The 13,681-nt window shown below is 71.5% G+C and carries 13 protein-coding genes and 1 pseudogene; 4 read left to right on the top strand and 10 right to left on the bottom strand.

Features of this window, described 5'->3' with window-relative positions:
• Positions 1 to 13: 13 nt before the first annotated feature.
• From katG to DDW44_RS00535, 4 genes and pseudogenes are all read right to left on the bottom strand, one after another.
• On the bottom strand, positions 14 to 2,245 hold the full coding sequence (katG, locus tag DDW44_RS00550; protein WP_108905177.1) for a catalase/peroxidase HPI: 2,232 nt from the start codon (positions 2,243 to 2,245) through the stop codon (positions 14 to 16).
• A 245-nt stretch (positions 2,246 to 2,490) separates the two neighbouring features.
• Positions 2,491 to 2,766, bottom strand: a pseudogene (locus DDW44_RS00545) (DNA alkylation response protein); the annotation flags it as partial.
• A 33-nt stretch (positions 2,767 to 2,799) separates the two neighbouring features.
• Positions 2,800 to 3,699 carry a PaaX family transcriptional regulator C-terminal domain-containing protein gene (locus tag DDW44_RS00540; RefSeq protein WP_108905176.1) on the bottom strand — a complete coding sequence of 300 codons (900 nt, stop codon included), beginning with the start codon at positions 3,697 to 3,699 and terminating at the stop codon, positions 2,800 to 2,802.
• The gene (locus tag DDW44_RS00535; protein ID WP_108905175.1) at positions 3,696 to 4,352 is read right to left on the bottom strand and encodes a GNAT family N-acetyltransferase; all 657 of its coding nucleotides are present in this window, start codon (positions 4,350 to 4,352) and stop codon (positions 3,696 to 3,698) included. The genes DDW44_RS00540 and DDW44_RS00535 overlap by 4 nt, the downstream gene beginning before the upstream one ends.
• A gap of 127 nt (positions 4,353 to 4,479) precedes the next feature.
• Between DDW44_RS00535 and DDW44_RS00530 the strand changes: the two genes are divergently transcribed.
• Positions 4,480 to 5,517 carry an alpha/beta hydrolase family protein gene (locus DDW44_RS00530; protein ID WP_108908690.1) on the top strand — a complete coding sequence of 346 codons (1,038 nt, stop codon included), beginning with the start codon at positions 4,480 to 4,482 and terminating at the stop codon, positions 5,515 to 5,517.
• Between the two features lie 183 nt (positions 5,518 to 5,700).
• Here DDW44_RS00530 and fmdA read toward each other — a convergent pair whose 3' ends face one another.
• The 5 genes from fmdA to DDW44_RS00505 all read right to left on the bottom strand — a co-directional run bounded on the left by fmdA (position 5,701) and on the right by DDW44_RS00505 (position 9,061).
• Positions 5,701 to 6,951 (bottom strand): formamidase, encoded by a 1,251-nt coding sequence (gene fmdA, locus DDW44_RS00525; protein WP_017946969.1) that lies wholly within the window; start codon positions 6,949 to 6,951, stop codon positions 5,701 to 5,703.
• Positions 6,952 to 6,990: 39 nt separating this feature from the next.
• Positions 6,991 to 7,614 (bottom strand): AmiS/UreI family transporter, encoded by a 624-nt coding sequence (locus tag DDW44_RS00520; protein ID WP_017946968.1) that lies wholly within the window; start codon positions 7,612 to 7,614, stop codon positions 6,991 to 6,993.
• Between the two features lie 82 nt (positions 7,615 to 7,696).
• Positions 7,697 to 7,975 (bottom strand): FmdB family zinc ribbon protein, encoded by a 279-nt coding sequence (locus tag DDW44_RS00515; protein ID WP_078503399.1) that lies wholly within the window; start codon positions 7,973 to 7,975, stop codon positions 7,697 to 7,699.
• Positions 7,976 to 8,237: 262 nt separating this feature from the next.
• Positions 8,238 to 8,606, bottom strand: a complete 369-nt coding sequence (gene crcB / locus DDW44_RS00510; protein WP_018890618.1) for a fluoride efflux transporter CrcB — start codon at positions 8,604 to 8,606, stop codon at positions 8,238 to 8,240.
• Positions 8,603 to 9,061 carry a fluoride efflux transporter FluC gene (locus tag DDW44_RS00505; protein ID WP_027732581.1) on the bottom strand — a complete coding sequence of 153 codons (459 nt, stop codon included), beginning with the start codon at positions 9,059 to 9,061 and terminating at the stop codon, positions 8,603 to 8,605. The genes crcB and DDW44_RS00505 overlap by 4 nt, the downstream gene beginning before the upstream one ends.
• Before the next feature lie 157 nt (positions 9,062 to 9,218).
• Between DDW44_RS00505 and DDW44_RS00500 the strand changes: the two genes are divergently transcribed.
• The 3 genes from DDW44_RS00500 to DDW44_RS00490 all read left to right on the top strand — a co-directional run bounded on the left by DDW44_RS00500 (position 9,219) and on the right by DDW44_RS00490 (position 12,645).
• Complete coding sequence (locus DDW44_RS00500; protein WP_108905174.1) at positions 9,219 to 10,382, top strand: NAD-dependent formate dehydrogenase; 1,164 nt, start codon at positions 9,219 to 9,221, stop codon at positions 10,380 to 10,382.
• Positions 10,383 to 10,623: 241 nt separating this feature from the next.
• Positions 10,624 to 11,046, top strand: coding sequence for a hypothetical protein (locus DDW44_RS00495; protein ID WP_017946964.1), 423 nt, complete (start codon positions 10,624 to 10,626; stop codon positions 11,044 to 11,046).
• Positions 11,047 to 11,301: 255 nt separating this feature from the next.
• Complete coding sequence (locus tag DDW44_RS00490; RefSeq protein WP_108905173.1) at positions 11,302 to 12,645, top strand: flavin monoamine oxidase family protein; 1,344 nt, start codon at positions 11,302 to 11,304, stop codon at positions 12,643 to 12,645.
• A gap of 409 nt (positions 12,646 to 13,054) precedes the next feature.
• Here DDW44_RS00490 and DDW44_RS00485 read toward each other — a convergent pair whose 3' ends face one another.
• Complete coding sequence (locus DDW44_RS00485) at positions 13,055 to 13,399, bottom strand: VOC family protein (RefSeq protein WP_018890622.1); 345 nt, start codon at positions 13,397 to 13,399, stop codon at positions 13,055 to 13,057.
• Positions 13,400 to 13,681 lie beyond the last annotated feature (282 nt).

Genomic DNA, 13,681 nt, shown 5'->3' with positions numbered 1-13,681 from the left:
CGGGCGTACGGGATCAGGCGAGGTCGAACCGGTCCAGGTTCATGACCTTGTCCCATGCCGCGACGAAGTCCTTCACGAACTTCTCCTTCGCGTCGTCGCTCGCGTACACCTCCGCCAGTGCCCGCAGCTCGGAGTTCGAGCCGAAGACCAGGTCGGCCCGGGTGCCGGTCCACTTGACCTCGCCCGTGGCGTCGTCGCGGCCCTCGAAGGTGCCGGCGTCCGCGGACGTCGCCTGCCACGTCGTCCCGAGGTCGAGCAGGTTGACGAAGAAGTCGTTGGTCAGCCGGCCCGGGGTCGCCGTGAGCACGCCCAGCTGCGACTGCCGGTGGTTCGCGCCGAGCACGCGCAGTCCGCCGACCAGGACCGTCATCTCGGGGGCGCTCAGCGTCAGCAGGTTCGCCCGGTCGATCAGCAGGTACTCGGCCGGCAGCCGGTTGCCCTTGCCGAGGTAGTTGCGGAAACCGTCGGCGGTCGGCTCGAGCGCGGCGAACGACTCGGTGTCGGTCTGGTCCTGCGACGCGTCCACGCGGCCCGGCGCGAAGGGGACCTCGACGTCGACGCCCGCGTCCCCGGCGGCCTTCTCCACGGCGGCGCCGCCGGCGAGGACGATCAGGTCGGCGAGCGAGATCCGCTTGCCGCCGCTCTGGGCGGAGTTGAAGGACTGCTGGATCCCCTCGAGGGTGCGCAGCACGCCCGCCAGCCGGTCGGGGTCGTTGACCTCCCAGCCGCTCTGCGGCTGCAGGCGGATGCGGGCACCGTTGGCGCCGCCGCGCTTGTCGCTGCCGCGGAAGGACGAGGCCGAGGCCCACGCCGTGGACACCAGCTCGGACACCGACAGGCCCGAGTCGAGGATCTGCGCCTTGAGGGCGGCGACGTCCCCGGCGTCCACGAGTTCGTGCGTCACCTCGGGCAGCGGGTCCTGCCACAGCAGCACCTCGGACGGCACCTCCGGGCCGAGGTACCGCTGGATCGGGCCCATGTCACGGTGCGTCAGCTTGTACCAGGCCCGGGCGAAGGCGTCCGCGAAGGCGTCGGGGTTCTCCAGGAAGCGCCGCGAGATCTGCTCGTACACCGGGTCGAACCGCAGCGAGAGGTCGGTGGTGAGCATCGTCGGGGCATGGGTCCTCGACGCGTCGTGGGCGTCGGGGACGGTACCCGCGCCGGCGCCGTCCTTCGGGCGCCACTGGTGCGCGCCGGCGGGGCTCTTGAACAGCTCCCACTCGTAGCCGAACAGGATCTCGAAGAAGCTGTTGTCCCAGGTGATCGGGGTGTTGGTCCAGATGCCCTCGAGGCCGCTGGTGATGGCGTCGGCGCCCTTGCCGGTGCCGTGGCTGTTCTTCCAGCCGAAGCCCTGCTGCTCGATCGGGGCGGCCTCGGGGTCCGGGCCGACGGCGTCCGCCGGTCCCGCGCCGTGGGTCTTCCCGAAGGTGTGGCCGCCGGCGATGAGGGCGACCGTCTCCTCGTCGTTCATCGCCATGCGGCGGAAGGTCTCGCGGATGTCGCGGGCGGCGGCCAGCGGGTCCGGGTTGCCGTTGGGGCCCTCGGGGTTGACGTAGATGAGGCCCATCTGGACCGCGCCCAGCGGGTTCTCGAGCTCGCGGTCGCCGGTGTAGCGCTCGTCGCCGAGCCAGGTGGTCTCCGGCCCCCAGTAGACGTCCTCGTCGGGCTCCCAGACGTCCTCGCGGCCGCCGGCGAAGCCGAAGGTCTCGAAGCCCATCGACTCGAGGGCGACATTGCCCGCGAGGACCATGAGGTCGGCCCAGGACAGGTTCTGGCCGTACTTCTTCTTCACGGGCCACAGCAGCCGGCGGGCCTTGTCGAGGTTGCCGTTGTCCGGCCAGCTGTTGAGCGGGGCGAAGCGCTGCTGGCCGGCACCGGCGCCGCCGCGGCCGTCGCTGATGCGGTAGGTGCCCGCGCTGTGCCATGCCATACGGATCATGAACGGGCCGTAGTGGCCGAAGTCGGCAGGCCACCAGTCCTGGGAGGTCGTCAGCACCTCGGCGATGTCCCGCTTGACGGCCGGCAGGTCCAGGCTCTGGAACGCCGCGGCGTAGTCGAACCCGTCACCGAGCGGGTTGGCCACGGCGGGGTTCTTGGCGAGGATCCTCAGGTTGAGCCGCTCCGGCCACCACTGGCGGTTGCCTCCGCCCTGCGTCGGGTGCGGCGCGCGTCCATGCGCGACCGGGCAGCCTCCCCCGCCCTCGGTCTTGGCGTCGGCGACGATGGCATCGTGGTTCTCGGACATGGAAATCCTTCCGGACTGGGCGGATCGCGTGTGCTCAGGAACTGCGGGCGGTCGAACGGTGCGAGTACGGGCTCCTGCGGACGGCCTTCCCGGTGACGGGCCCGGGCGGCCGGGCGGCGCCCGGGCGGGTCCATCGCGGGCGCGGCCCCGCGGGGGGACGGGCCGAGGGCCCCCAGGATCGCCACCCCGTGCCGCCGTATGCGCCCCTGCCATCCGGAGAACACCCCGCCCAGCAGCGCGCCGACGGCCGTCGTCAGCCCCGAGCCGACCGCCCTGCCCAGCAGCCGGTGCCAGGCCGGATGGAAGTCGACCTCGTCGATCCGGTTGCCGTACCGGTCGTGCGTGCGCAGCACCGGGGGATTGGTGTCGGCCTGGACGGCCCAGCGCTGCGCCTGGGCCGAGCCGGCGGCCCGGCCGAGCTCCGCCAGCTCCCGCCGCGCCACGTCCCGGACCGCGGGGTCGAGGTGCCGCTCGACCGCCTCGGCGAGCGCCCGGTCCGCCGAGAACACGTCGTACGCCACCAGGGGCCGGCGCGGCCGACCGCCCGCGGGCCGTCAGCCGTCTGCGGGGCCCAACGCGTCGGCGTAGAGCGCGAACAGGCGAAGGGCGGGGGCGCCGCCCGCCCGCCGGGGTCCGCGCAGGTGCCTCCAGCAGTCCGCGGCCAGCCGCCGGGCGTCCCTCCCCGGCCAGGGCTCGGGCAGCAACTGCGGCGGCAGCAGGGGGTCGGGCTCCATCGCCTCGGTGAACAGGGCGGCGAGCTCGATGGCCATGGTGAGGCGCTCGGCGTCCGGCGGCTCGGGGCCCTCGGTGAGACGGGCCAGGCGCGCCCCGGCGAAGGCGGCGAGGTCTTCGTACCGCTGGGCGATCTCGGTGAGCGGCCACAGCGCGGCGGCCAGTGCGCCGGGGTCGGTGAGTCCGCCGATCCGCAGGTCCGTGGTGCTGAGACGGGTGAGGGTGGCGAGGACGCCGAGCTGCCCCGCCCGCGCCTCGACGAGCTCGGCGACGGGGTTGGCGGTGACGTACAGGCCGCTGTGGACGGGTGCGGCTCCCAGGTGGAGGAGGTGCTCGCGGAGGGTGTCGCGGGCGGTCCGCCGGGATTCGGGGATGGCGAAGGCGAAGAGGTGCCAGGTGCCGTCCCAGGGAGCGAGTCCGGCGTCCTGCCGGTAGGCGTGGCGCACATAGGCGGCGTCGGGCGCCAGGGATCCGGAGACATCGGCCACGGCGTGCAGGGTGGCCTTGCGGCCCCGGCCCTCCTGGGTGAACCGGCCCTCGGCTACGAGGCGTTTGACGCACAGCCTGATCTGCTGGTCGCTCATGCCGAGCAGGCCGGCGACGGTGTACAGCTCGCCCGCGTGCACCGCGCCGTCCTCGCGGACCAGGGCCTGGACGACCAGCCGGGTGGGGATCTCCGGCCGGTCGTCACCGCTGTCGGCGTGGGCGGAGGCGCTCGTCATGGTGACTTCCGCCCGCTCGTCGCGTCCGCGGCGGTGACCGGGCGGTGCATGGTCGTGACCGCGCCGAAGCCCATCAGCCTGCGCAGGTACGGGGTCTGCTCGGTGCGGTGGGGGGTGAAGCCGTGCCGCTCGTACAGGGCCCTGGCGCGGGGGTTGACGTCGATGACGTCCAGGCGTACGCGGTGGCAGCCGTTCTCGGCGGCGACGGCCGCGACCTCCCGCAGCAGGAGGCTGCCTATCCCCTTGCCGCGGTGTGCCGCGTCGACGGCGATGCCGTCCATGACCAGTTCGCCCGCTTCGGGGGTGCGTTCGAGCAGGGCGAGGAGCGCCAGCCGCGGCAGGCCGCGGAACGGGCCGTAGGCGGACAGGACCTCCTTCACACCGCCGCCGGTGAGCGCACGGCCGCCGAGCCGGTAGCCGGCCACACCGACCACCCGGCCGCCGGAGAGTGCGACGACGCCCCGGTCGTGGTGGAGATGGGCCGCGATGAACGCCCGCCCGGTCTCCGGCGGGTTGAGCGCCGGGCCGAGCTTTCGGCCGAACGCCTCCCAGTACAGCGCCGCCACCCGCGCCCCGCTGCCCTCGGGAACGCCTCTGCGTACCGCCGGGCCGCCGCCTGCGGGATGCCGTGTCTCCTCCGCCGCCGTCCCCATGCCGCTCCTTCGCCCGTTCGCCGAACCACCTTGCACGAACGATAGTAGTACGTTCATTATCGATACGACCGTTCTTGAAGTGAACTATTTGGGGGTCGGAGTGTCCCGGACGCGGGGTGGTGTGCGGATGCGGCGCACATGGCGGCCGGTGGTCTGGACGCTGGTGGGGGCGCTGGTGGTGGCCGCCGGACTTGGCGGAGTGGCGGTGTGGCAGAACACCTACGCGCTGCGCGAGGAGAAGGTGTCCCTGCGGCACGGCGGAAAGCTGCTCGACGGGGTACTGGCCCGGCCCGAACGCGGTGAGGGGCCGTTCGGCCTGGTGGTCTTCGTCCACGGCGACGGCCCTACGGACGCGACGCACGAGACGTTCTACCGGCCGATGTGGGAGTCCTTCGCCCGCGCCGGGTACGCCTCGCTGTCGTTCAGCAAGCCCGGTGTCGCCGGATCCGAGGGGGACTGGCTGGACCAGAGCATGACGGACCGGGCCGAAGAGACGCTGGCCGCCGTGCGGTGGGCCCGGAGCCGGCCCGACGTCGACGGCCGCCGCATCGGGCTGTGGGGCGCCAGCCAGGCCGGCTGGGTCCTGCCCAAGGTCGCCGCACGGGACCGGCGCCTGCAGTTCGTCATCGCCGTCTCCCCGGCCGTCAACTGGCATCGGCAGGGCCGGTACAACCTCCTCGCCGAACTGGACCGGGACGGCGCGACCGCCGAGCGCCGGGACGCGGCACTGCGCCGCCGGGAGACCACGCTGCGCCTGCTGGAGAGGGGGGCGTCCTTCGCCGAGTACCGGTCCGCGATCGGCGACCCGGGCGGCATGACGAGCGCGCGGTGGGGATTCGTCGCCAGGAACCACCGCTCGGACGCCACCGAGGATCTCAGGTCCGTGCGCGGCACTCCCGTCCTGCTGGTGACGGCCGGCCACGACGTCAACGTGGACGTCGCCGAGACCGAGGCCGTCTACCGCGAGGTGCTGCCGGCGGCGTCCCTGACGGTCGCGCACTACCCCGGCGCCACCCACTCCCTGGTCGACCACGATCTGGAGCGCTCCACCTGGCGGCTGACGCTGACCGCCGTCCTCCGGCCGCGGAAGCTGTACACCGAGGGGTTCCTCGCGGACCAGTCCCGGTTCGTCGCGCAGCGCCCGATCGGCGAGGAGGCGCCGTGAACCCTCCGGGAACGACGGCGGGCACGGGAGCTGGGCGCGGCGCGTCGCGTGGGCCGGACACCGAGGCCGTCCCGGCGCGGCGCATCGGCCGGTCCCGCACAGCACGGGCCCGCACAGAACGGTCCCGCACAGAACGGTCCCGCAGTCCTTCCGGCTGCGGGGCCGTGTGGTCGTCCGGTGCGGTCAGGCGCTGCTCATCGCGCACGTGCCGCGGTCGGCCTTCATCGGGCCTTCGGCGGTGGGCCGGACGTCGAAGTCGAATATGGCGGTGGGGACGTACAGCGAGCAGCAGGCGTTGGGGATGTCGACGATGCCGCTGATGCGTCCCTCGATGGGAGCGGAGCCGATGAGCAGGTAGGCCTGCTCTCCGCTGTAACCGAACTTCTTGAAGTACTCGACGGCGTTGAGGCAGGCCCGTCGGTAGGCCAGCGTCGCGTCCAGATAGAAGTTCGTGTCGGTGTCGTGGTCGACGGAGATCCCGATGAAGGTGAGGAACTCCGTGTACCGGGGCTCGACATTGCCCGGTACGAACACGGGGTTGGTGGAGATGCCGTACGTCTCCATGCCGCCCTTGATCAGGTCGACGTGGAAGTCGATGAAGCCGCCCATCTCGATGGCTCCACAGAACGTGATCTCCCCGTCGCCCTGACTGAAGTGCAGGTCGCCTCCGGAGAGCTTGGCGTCCTTGACGTGTACGGGGTAGTAGACCCGTGAACCGCGGGTGAAGTTCTTGATGTCGTGGTTGCCTCCGTTCTCGCGGGCCGGCACCGTACGCGCACCCTCCGCCGCGATGCGGGCGGCGAGGTCACCCGTCGCCGTGCCGGCCAGGGCGTTGGTGCTGTCCGGCGGTACGGCGAGCGGCGGGACCCGGTTCGGGTCGGTGTCGATCAGCGCCTGCTCACGGGTGTTCCAGCGAGCGAGCATCTCGGCCGACGGCGCGGTTCCGAACAGCCCGGGGTGGGTGATCCCGGTGAAACGGATCCCGGGCAGATGACGGGACACGGCCTGCTGGCCGTGGAAGTCCCATATCGCCTTGTAGGCGTCCGGGAAGTAGTCCGTCAGGAAGCCGCCTCCGTTGGCCTTGGCGAAGATGCCGGTGTAGCCCCAGCTCTGGCCCGCCATGTCGCCGGTCTGCTGCGGCACGGGACCGAGGTCGAGTATGTCGACGACGAGCAGGTCGCCGGGTTCGGCGCCCTCCACGCCTATCGGGCCGCTGAGCATATGGGGGATGGTCAGGTCGATGTCGCGTACGTCGTTGGCGGAGTCGTTGTTGCCGACCTGGCAGTCGGTCCAGTCGCGGCACTCCACACGGAACTCCGCTCCCGGCTTCACCATGGCGACGGTGGGGACGTCCGGGTGCCACCTGTTGTGTCCGGGCACGTCCTGATCACGCATCGACTTGCTCTGGTCCACACTGAATACCACTTCGGGCATAACAGCTCCTTATTTCCGATCAGGGTCACGTTGCCGTGCTCACGCTGGCGGCCCCGCAGACGCCGGGGCGGGCTGCCGTGAACTCCGGGTGAGCGGCCACAGCGCCGCGAACACCACGACGCCGAAGACCGCCAGAGCGATGGCGATCTCGGTGGGGTGCTTCCAGTAGCCGGAGAGCAGCAGCCCGGCGGGGATCACTCCGGTGACCCAGCCCTGGATGGCCGTGACCCAGCCCGTGTACTCCCTGAGGGCGTCCATCTTGAGACCGAGCAGCAGGAAGAACAGGAACCACAGGAAAGCCCAGTAGAGCCAGATGACACCGAAGGCCTGGTCCCCGAACAGCCGGAAGTTGACGAACGCGTATCCCAGGGCCGCGATGGCCACGAACAGCGAGTAGTAGCCGACACCGGTGCTGTCGAGCCCGGTGAGCAGGCCGATGCCTACGTACAGGTAGGTGAAGCCGAACAGGTAGATGCCGGACGCCGCCAGGATCTTCATGGGGTCGTCGCCGGCGGTGAAGATGAGGTAGGTCGGCGTCAGTACCTGCAGTGCGCCGATGAAAAGGTTGAACACCGCTCCTGCCTTGGCGTCGACCTTTCCGAGGAGCAGCAGGCCGTTGATGAAGAGCACCGCACCGACGAAGAGCAGTCCCACATTGCCCACCGGGGACGCACCTCCTCAGGCCGCGTGGGGACACAATTGCCGGGACTCGTCTGAGACGTTCTGCCGTGTCGACCACCGCCCTTCAGGGGCGCGGCAACCGTGAGAGCGCGGGGTGCGGGCGCCGCGGCACACTTCTGCCCGGCGGCACTTCGGACACCACCGCCGGCGCTTCACGCGAGCGTTCGTCCCGCTCGTGGAGGGCGGCGACGGTGTGCGAGGTCAGCGCGAGGCCGGGCGAGGAGTACACGCGTCGTGCGGTGCCCGTGCAGACAGGGCAGCCGTGACTGGTGGGCGCGGTCCCGATCGCCAGCTTGACGTCGAAGGGCCCACAACGGCTGCACAGGTATTCGTAGGTCGCCATCAGCAGCCTCCGGGTGCCGGTGGGTGCTGGCAAACCAGTGACGTGTGGCGTCGCTCTGATCGGCGTGTGCCACGACGTGTCCTCACCTTCAAGGAGACGACTCGCGAATCCCCGTGTCAAGTCCCGGACGTCCGGGGCGCCGTGTTCGCCGGACCGCGTCCTACGGGTGGCCCGGGTGCGGCCCGAACGCGGCCCGGACGCGGCCCGAATGGGGTCCTGACGGGTCCGGCCGCGCGGCCCGGATGCGAGTTCTTCGGCGGTCTCAGAGCGTACCGACGGCGAAGCCGGCGGCGACCGCCGGCAGACCCACCACGAGACTCGACGCGCCGTACAGCAGCGACTTTCCGGCCCGGCCCTGCTCGCACAGGCGGACCAGCTCGTAACTGAATGTGGAGAACGTGGTGTAGGCGCCGCAGAAACCGGCGCCGACGATCGTCAGGACCTGCTCCGGCAGCCCGTGCCGGGCACCCAGGCCCACGACGAGCCCCAGGACGAACGAGCCCGTGATGTTGACCAGCCAGGTGCCGCGCGGGAACGCACCGGGTCTGCGGTGCTGCACGTACTGGTCCAGTACGTAGCGCGCGACCGCCCCGAGAGCCGCCGCCACCCCGACGCCGAGCAGGGTGATCACCGCGCCCCCCGGAAGCGGCTCCGGCCGCGGCCGCCGGGCCGGGCCGGCATCTTCCGGCCGACGGCCAGACCCAGCACGGTGGCGGCCAGGCCGGCGAACAGACTGCCGAGCACATTGAGCGCCGCCAGGGCGTAGAGGCCGTCGCCCAGCAGGCGGTCGGTGTCGAACATCCAGGTCGAGTACGTGGTGTACGAGCCGAGGACCCCGACGGCGGCGAACGGCCGCAGGTATCCGTCCCGCTGCCGGATCTCCACCACGTACACCAGCAGCAGCGCCAGCAGGAACGCCCCGGACACATTGACGGCGAACGTCGTCAGCGGGAACGTCCCCGCAGGTGTGGGGAAGGCCAGCGCGAGGGCGTAACGGGCCGTCCCGCCCAGCAGCCCGCCCAGTGCGATCGCGGCCAGGACGCGCCCGCGCACACGGGACCGGAACGGCTCGCGTTCAGGCGTCAACGAAACGTCCGCATCTCAGTCCACCGCAGCACGCGCCCCATTATCCACGGGATTGCAGCGCCGATGCCCACTCGACTAAAATTCAAGATCATCGGTGCAGACCGGTTCAGGTGCCCGACCGGTTCACCGGCAGTGGCCACACCGATGGAGGACGGCCATGGCAAAGATCCTTGCGGTGCTCTATCCGGATCCCGTGGGCGGTTATCCACCCGAGTACGCACGCGACGGGATTCCCACCATCACCGGCTACCCGGGCGGTCAGACCGCGCCGACCCCGCAAGCCGTCGATTTCACCCCGGGCGAGCTCCTCGGCTGCGTCTCGGGAGAACTGGGACTACGCCGCTTCCTGGAGGAACGCGGCCACACCTTCGTGGTCACGTCCGACAAGGAGGGTGACGACTCCGCACTCGACCGCGAGCTGCCCGACACCGACGTGGTGATCTCGCAGCCCTTCTGGCCCGCCTATCTGACCCCCGAGCGGATCACCGCGGCTCCCCGGCTCAGACTCGCGATCACGGCGGGGATCGGGTCGGACCACGTCGACCTGCCGAGCGCCATCTCACACGGCATGACCGTGGCGGAGATCACCTACAGCAACAGCATCAGTGTGTCCGAGCACGCCGTGATGCAGATTCTGACCCTGGTGCACGACTACATGTCCGCCCACGAGTGGGTGACCACGAAGAAGGGCTGGAACATCGCCGACGCCGTCTCGCGCAACTACGACCTGGAGGGCATGGACGTCGGCGTCCTCGGCTCCGGCCGCATCGGCCAGGCGGTGCTGCGCCGCCTCAAGCCGTTCGACGTCAGACTGCACTACAGCGATGTGCACCGGCTGCCCGAGGAGGTCGAGGCGGAGCTGGAGCTGACGTACCACCCCGACGCCCGCTCGCTGGCCGCCTCGGTCGACGTGCTGTCGATCCACACCCCCCTGCACCCCAAGACGCAGAACCTGTTCGACGACGAGCTGCTCGGGACCATGCGACGCGGCGCGTACATCGTCAACACGGCACGCGGGCTGATCGTCGACCGGGACGCCGTGGTGCGGGCCCTGGACAGCGGCCGGCTGGCCGGTTACGCGGGTGACGTGTGGTACCCGCAGCCGCCACCACCCGACCACCCCTGGCGCACCATGCCGCACGAGGCGATGACGCCGCACGTGTCCGGTTCGACCCTCTCGGCGCAGGCCCGCTACGCGGCCGGCACCCGGGAGATCCTGGAGTGCTGGTTCGACGGACGCCCCATCCGCCAGGAGTACCTGATCGTCGACGGCGGTGGTCTCGCCGGAACCGGTGCGCAGTCGTACACGGTCGCCGGATAACGAATAGAAGCCGCGGACAACAAATCATCAGCAGATTCCGCGGAGGATCGACGTATGCCGCCGCGATTCCCTGTTCCTGCTGTGAGCGGACTCACGCCGAATTCACTGGACGGATACAAGCAGGGGGCTTTAGCGTCCTTGAATAGTCTGATTTTCGCTATGCGAAGGCACCGGCGCCGCGCATACTGTTTCGCAGGAATAGAAGGCGAAGGAACGCCGGGAAGGTGGATCAGTGAGCAGCATGGACGCCGTGTGGGTACGGGGCGTGAACGGCATTCAGTTGCATCACGTGACCGATCTGCAGGATGCCGGCAGATTTCTCGGCAACGCGGCAATGGCACTGCGCGCCGCACATGTGAGGACGGGCGCCGACCACTACGCCGGACTCGCCACCGAGCTCAAGGCCCTGGTCCAGCGGGTACGGGAGCTGGAGGACGAGGCGCGGTCGCGCATGCACGAACTGCACTCCAGCGACCCCGACCGGTTCGCCCGCTGCCGGGACGGCCACGAGCCGTGGCCCGGAGAGATCCCGGCGGGATTCATCCCGCGCCACACCTGCAAGGACGAGTGCCTGTACCACGACCGCGACGTCCTCGACGCGATCATGCAGTGCACCTGCGGCCGGCCGCCGTGCCAGGCCTGCGAGATCGGCGGACCGCTCTGACGCCCTGACGATCCCCGGAGATTCCGACGCTCCCGGCGTTCGGCGATCCCGGATCGTCGTCCGGAACCCGACGCGGCCCGTGCCGGCTCCCCTTCCCCCGGGGGAGCCGGCACGGGCCGTCGCCGTCAGCGCCGACGCGGGGCCGGCCGGCCTCCCGTGCAGCACCCCGGACCCCGGGCCCCGGAACCAAACGTGTCATGACCCCGTCTTGCAGGCGGCCACGGCTTACGCTGACCGGGAAAGGACCTCCTCGCCATGACGTCACCGGACCACGACCCGGCGCGCCGCCGACTGCTGGGCTCCGCTCTTGCGATGGCCGCCACCGGCGCACTGGCATCCTGTGCGCCGGGCTCCGTGTCCCGGCCCGGCAGACCGCGCACCGTCCCGGATCCGGTGGCCTACCTGCGCACTTCCTGGTCGGCCGACCCCTTCGCCCGCTGCTCCTACTCCTACCTCGCGCCGAGCGGGCTCGGCGCACGGGCACGCGCCGTACTGGCCGCGCCGGTGGCCGAACGCCTGTTCTTCGCCGGTGAGGCGACCTCCTCCGAGGCACCCGCCACCACCCACGGCGCCCTGGAGAGCGGACGGCGGGCGGCCGCTCAAGTCACCGACGTCGCCGAGGAAGGGGAGCGCGTCGCGATCGTCGGGTCCGGATTCGCCGGAATCGGCTGCGCCCGTGCCCTCGTCGACGAGGGCTACCGGGTGACGGTACTGGAAGGCCGGGACCGAGTCGGCGGCCGCGTGTGGACTCGCCGGATAGCCGGAGCGCCGGCGGAGATGGGCGCCTCCTGGATCCACGGTTCCTCGGGCAACGTCCTCACCGGCATCCTCGAGCACACCGGCGACCCCCGCCACACCTTCGACTACGACAACTCCACCGGCGGGAACGACGAAGCGATGCGTGAACTCGCCCGGTACGAAAGGAAGCTGGACGACGTGGAGGACCCGGACGAAGCCACCGTCGCCTCGGTGACACCTCAGCGCCCCTCCGCCGCACTGCGCACCGCGCTCACCATCAACTACCCGCTGGAGTACGCCGCCGAGCCCCGCCAGCTCTCCGTGACGGCCACGCTCGAGGGCCGCAGCCCCGAGGGCCCCGACCTCCTGCTGCCCCTCGGCTACGACCGCCTTCTCGCCCACATCCGCGGCGACATCCCGGTGCGCACCCGGCAGGTCGTCACCGGCATCCGGTACGGGCCGGAGGGGGTGACGGTGGCCCTGCGGGACGGGAGCACCGTGCGGGCGGACCGTGTCGTGGTGACCGTCCCGATCGGGGTCCTCAAGGCCTCGGCGATCGACTTCGAGCCGGCGCTGCCCGACGGCAAGCAGGAGGCCGTCCGCGCACTCGGAGCGGGTCTCCTGGACAAGCTGTGGCTCGCGTTCCCCAGGCCCTTCTGGGACGAGGACGCCGATGTCATCGAATGGTTCGACCCCGACGATCCCGGCCTGTGGTCCTGGTGGGTGAACGGGTACAAGGCCTTCGGCGAGCCCGTACTGCTCGGCCTCAACGGCGGCGACCACGCCCGCCGGCTCGCCGGTGCCGGCGACGAGGAGTGCGTCGCCGGTGCGATGAGAGCCCTGCACCGGATGCACCGTTGACCCGTTGCGCGGGGCCGGCGGTGCCGACTCGGCACGGTGTGCGCCCCGGCTTCCCGCCGCCCCCGGCCCCCTCCGCGGACCGGCGCCGCCGCGCTGCTGACGCCCGCCCGCGGACGGCGCCCGCAGGCGACGACTCCCGCGGACTGCGCCCGCGGGCAAGACGCGTGGCCGGCCCGCCTCTTGCCCGCGGCACCGGCCAGAGCCGCGGGGTGCCCGGTGTCATCGTCCGGGGTCGCCGACCCGGCCCGGAGAGGCGCTCGCCGCGTCCGACGCGTGACCGCCGCGTCCGGTGCGTGATCGTTCGCGTGCTCGCGTGCCGCGGAGGGCAGCCGGGCAGGATCCGGCAGAGTGCCCACGGCGGTGGCGCCACACGGGCCCAGCGGTGGCTGCGGAGCGGGCCGTCGGACGGTCAGCCGGAGCTCAGGCAGAACGGGTGACCGGCGGGGTCGAGGAGCACCCGCCACCGCTCGCCGCCGGGCTGGTGGTCCGGCTTCACCGCGCCGAGCCCCAGCGCCAGCGCCTCGGCCGCATCGAGGTCTTCGACGCGGAAGTCCAGATGGGACTGCTGGGGTACGTCCTGACCGGGCCAGGACGGCGCCCGGTACTCCTCGACCCGCTGGAAACCCAGGTCGCAGCCATCGCCGGTCAAGGCGACGAACTCGGCCGTGCTGAAGGCGATCGGCATACCGGTCAGCTCCTGGTAGAAGCGGGCCAGCACCCCCGGGTCGGAACAGTCCAGCGTGACGCCCCGCATTGTGGCCTTCGGCATCGTGCGCCCCCTCCTCGTCCATGCGCGGTCTCTTCGTCCATGCGCGGTGAGCGGGCCGGCCCTTCGACAGCGCGGCAGCCCCGGACGGCAGGGGCCGGCGTGACCGGCACGGCCGGTTCGCGGACACCGCCCCGAACCGCCGACACGGTACCCATCCCGCTGCCCTCGGCGGTACCGGTTTTCTCCGCGCACGAAGCCGGGCACCGGGGCACCGCCAGGCCGGGCCACCGCCGCGCGCGACGCGGACCGTCACCGCCCGTGGCCGGC

It is taken from the genome of Streptomyces tirandamycinicus (assembly GCF_003097515.1).
In the GTDB taxonomy this organism is placed as follows: domain Bacteria; phylum Actinomycetota; class Actinomycetes; order Streptomycetales; family Streptomycetaceae; genus Streptomyces; species Streptomyces tirandamycinicus.
The sequence above is the reverse complement of the archived record's forward strand: the minus strand, read 5'-3'. Positions and strand labels throughout refer to the sequence as shown.

Bases quoted from the DNA above. Each gene is read 5' to 3' on its own strand.
- fmdA (WP_017946969.1), bottom strand. From the start codon at position 6,951: ATGCCCGAAGTGGTATTCAGTGTGGACCAGAGCAAGTCGATGCGTGAT.
- DDW44_RS00540 (WP_108905176.1), bottom strand. From the start codon at position 3,699: ATGACGAGCGCCTCCGCCCACGCCGACAGCGGTGACGACCGGCCGGAG.
- DDW44_RS00495 (WP_017946964.1), top strand. From the start codon at position 10,624: ATGGACGCCGTGTGGGTACGGGGCGTGAACGGCATTCAGTTGCATCAC.
- DDW44_RS00515 (WP_078503399.1), bottom strand. From the start codon at position 7,975: ATGGCGACCTACGAATACCTGTGCAGCCGTTGTGGGCCCTTCGACGTC.
- DDW44_RS00500 (WP_108905174.1), top strand. From the start codon at position 9,219: ATGGCAAAGATCCTTGCGGTGCTCTATCCGGATCCCGTGGGCGGTTAT.
- DDW44_RS00535 (WP_108905175.1), bottom strand. From the start codon at position 4,352: ATGGGGACGGCGGCGGAGGAGACACGGCATCCCGCAGGCGGCGGCCCG.
- katG (WP_108905177.1), bottom strand. From the start codon at position 2,245: ATGTCCGAGAACCACGATGCCATCGTCGCCGACGCCAAGACCGAGGGC.
- DDW44_RS00530 (WP_108908690.1), top strand. From the start codon at position 4,480: ATGCGGCGCACATGGCGGCCGGTGGTCTGGACGCTGGTGGGGGCGCTG.
- DDW44_RS00485 (WP_018890622.1), bottom strand. From the start codon at position 13,399: ATGCGGGGCGTCACGCTGGACTGTTCCGACCCGGGGGTGCTGGCCCGC.
- DDW44_RS00490 (WP_108905173.1), top strand. From the start codon at position 11,302: ATGACGTCACCGGACCACGACCCGGCGCGCCGCCGACTGCTGGGCTCC.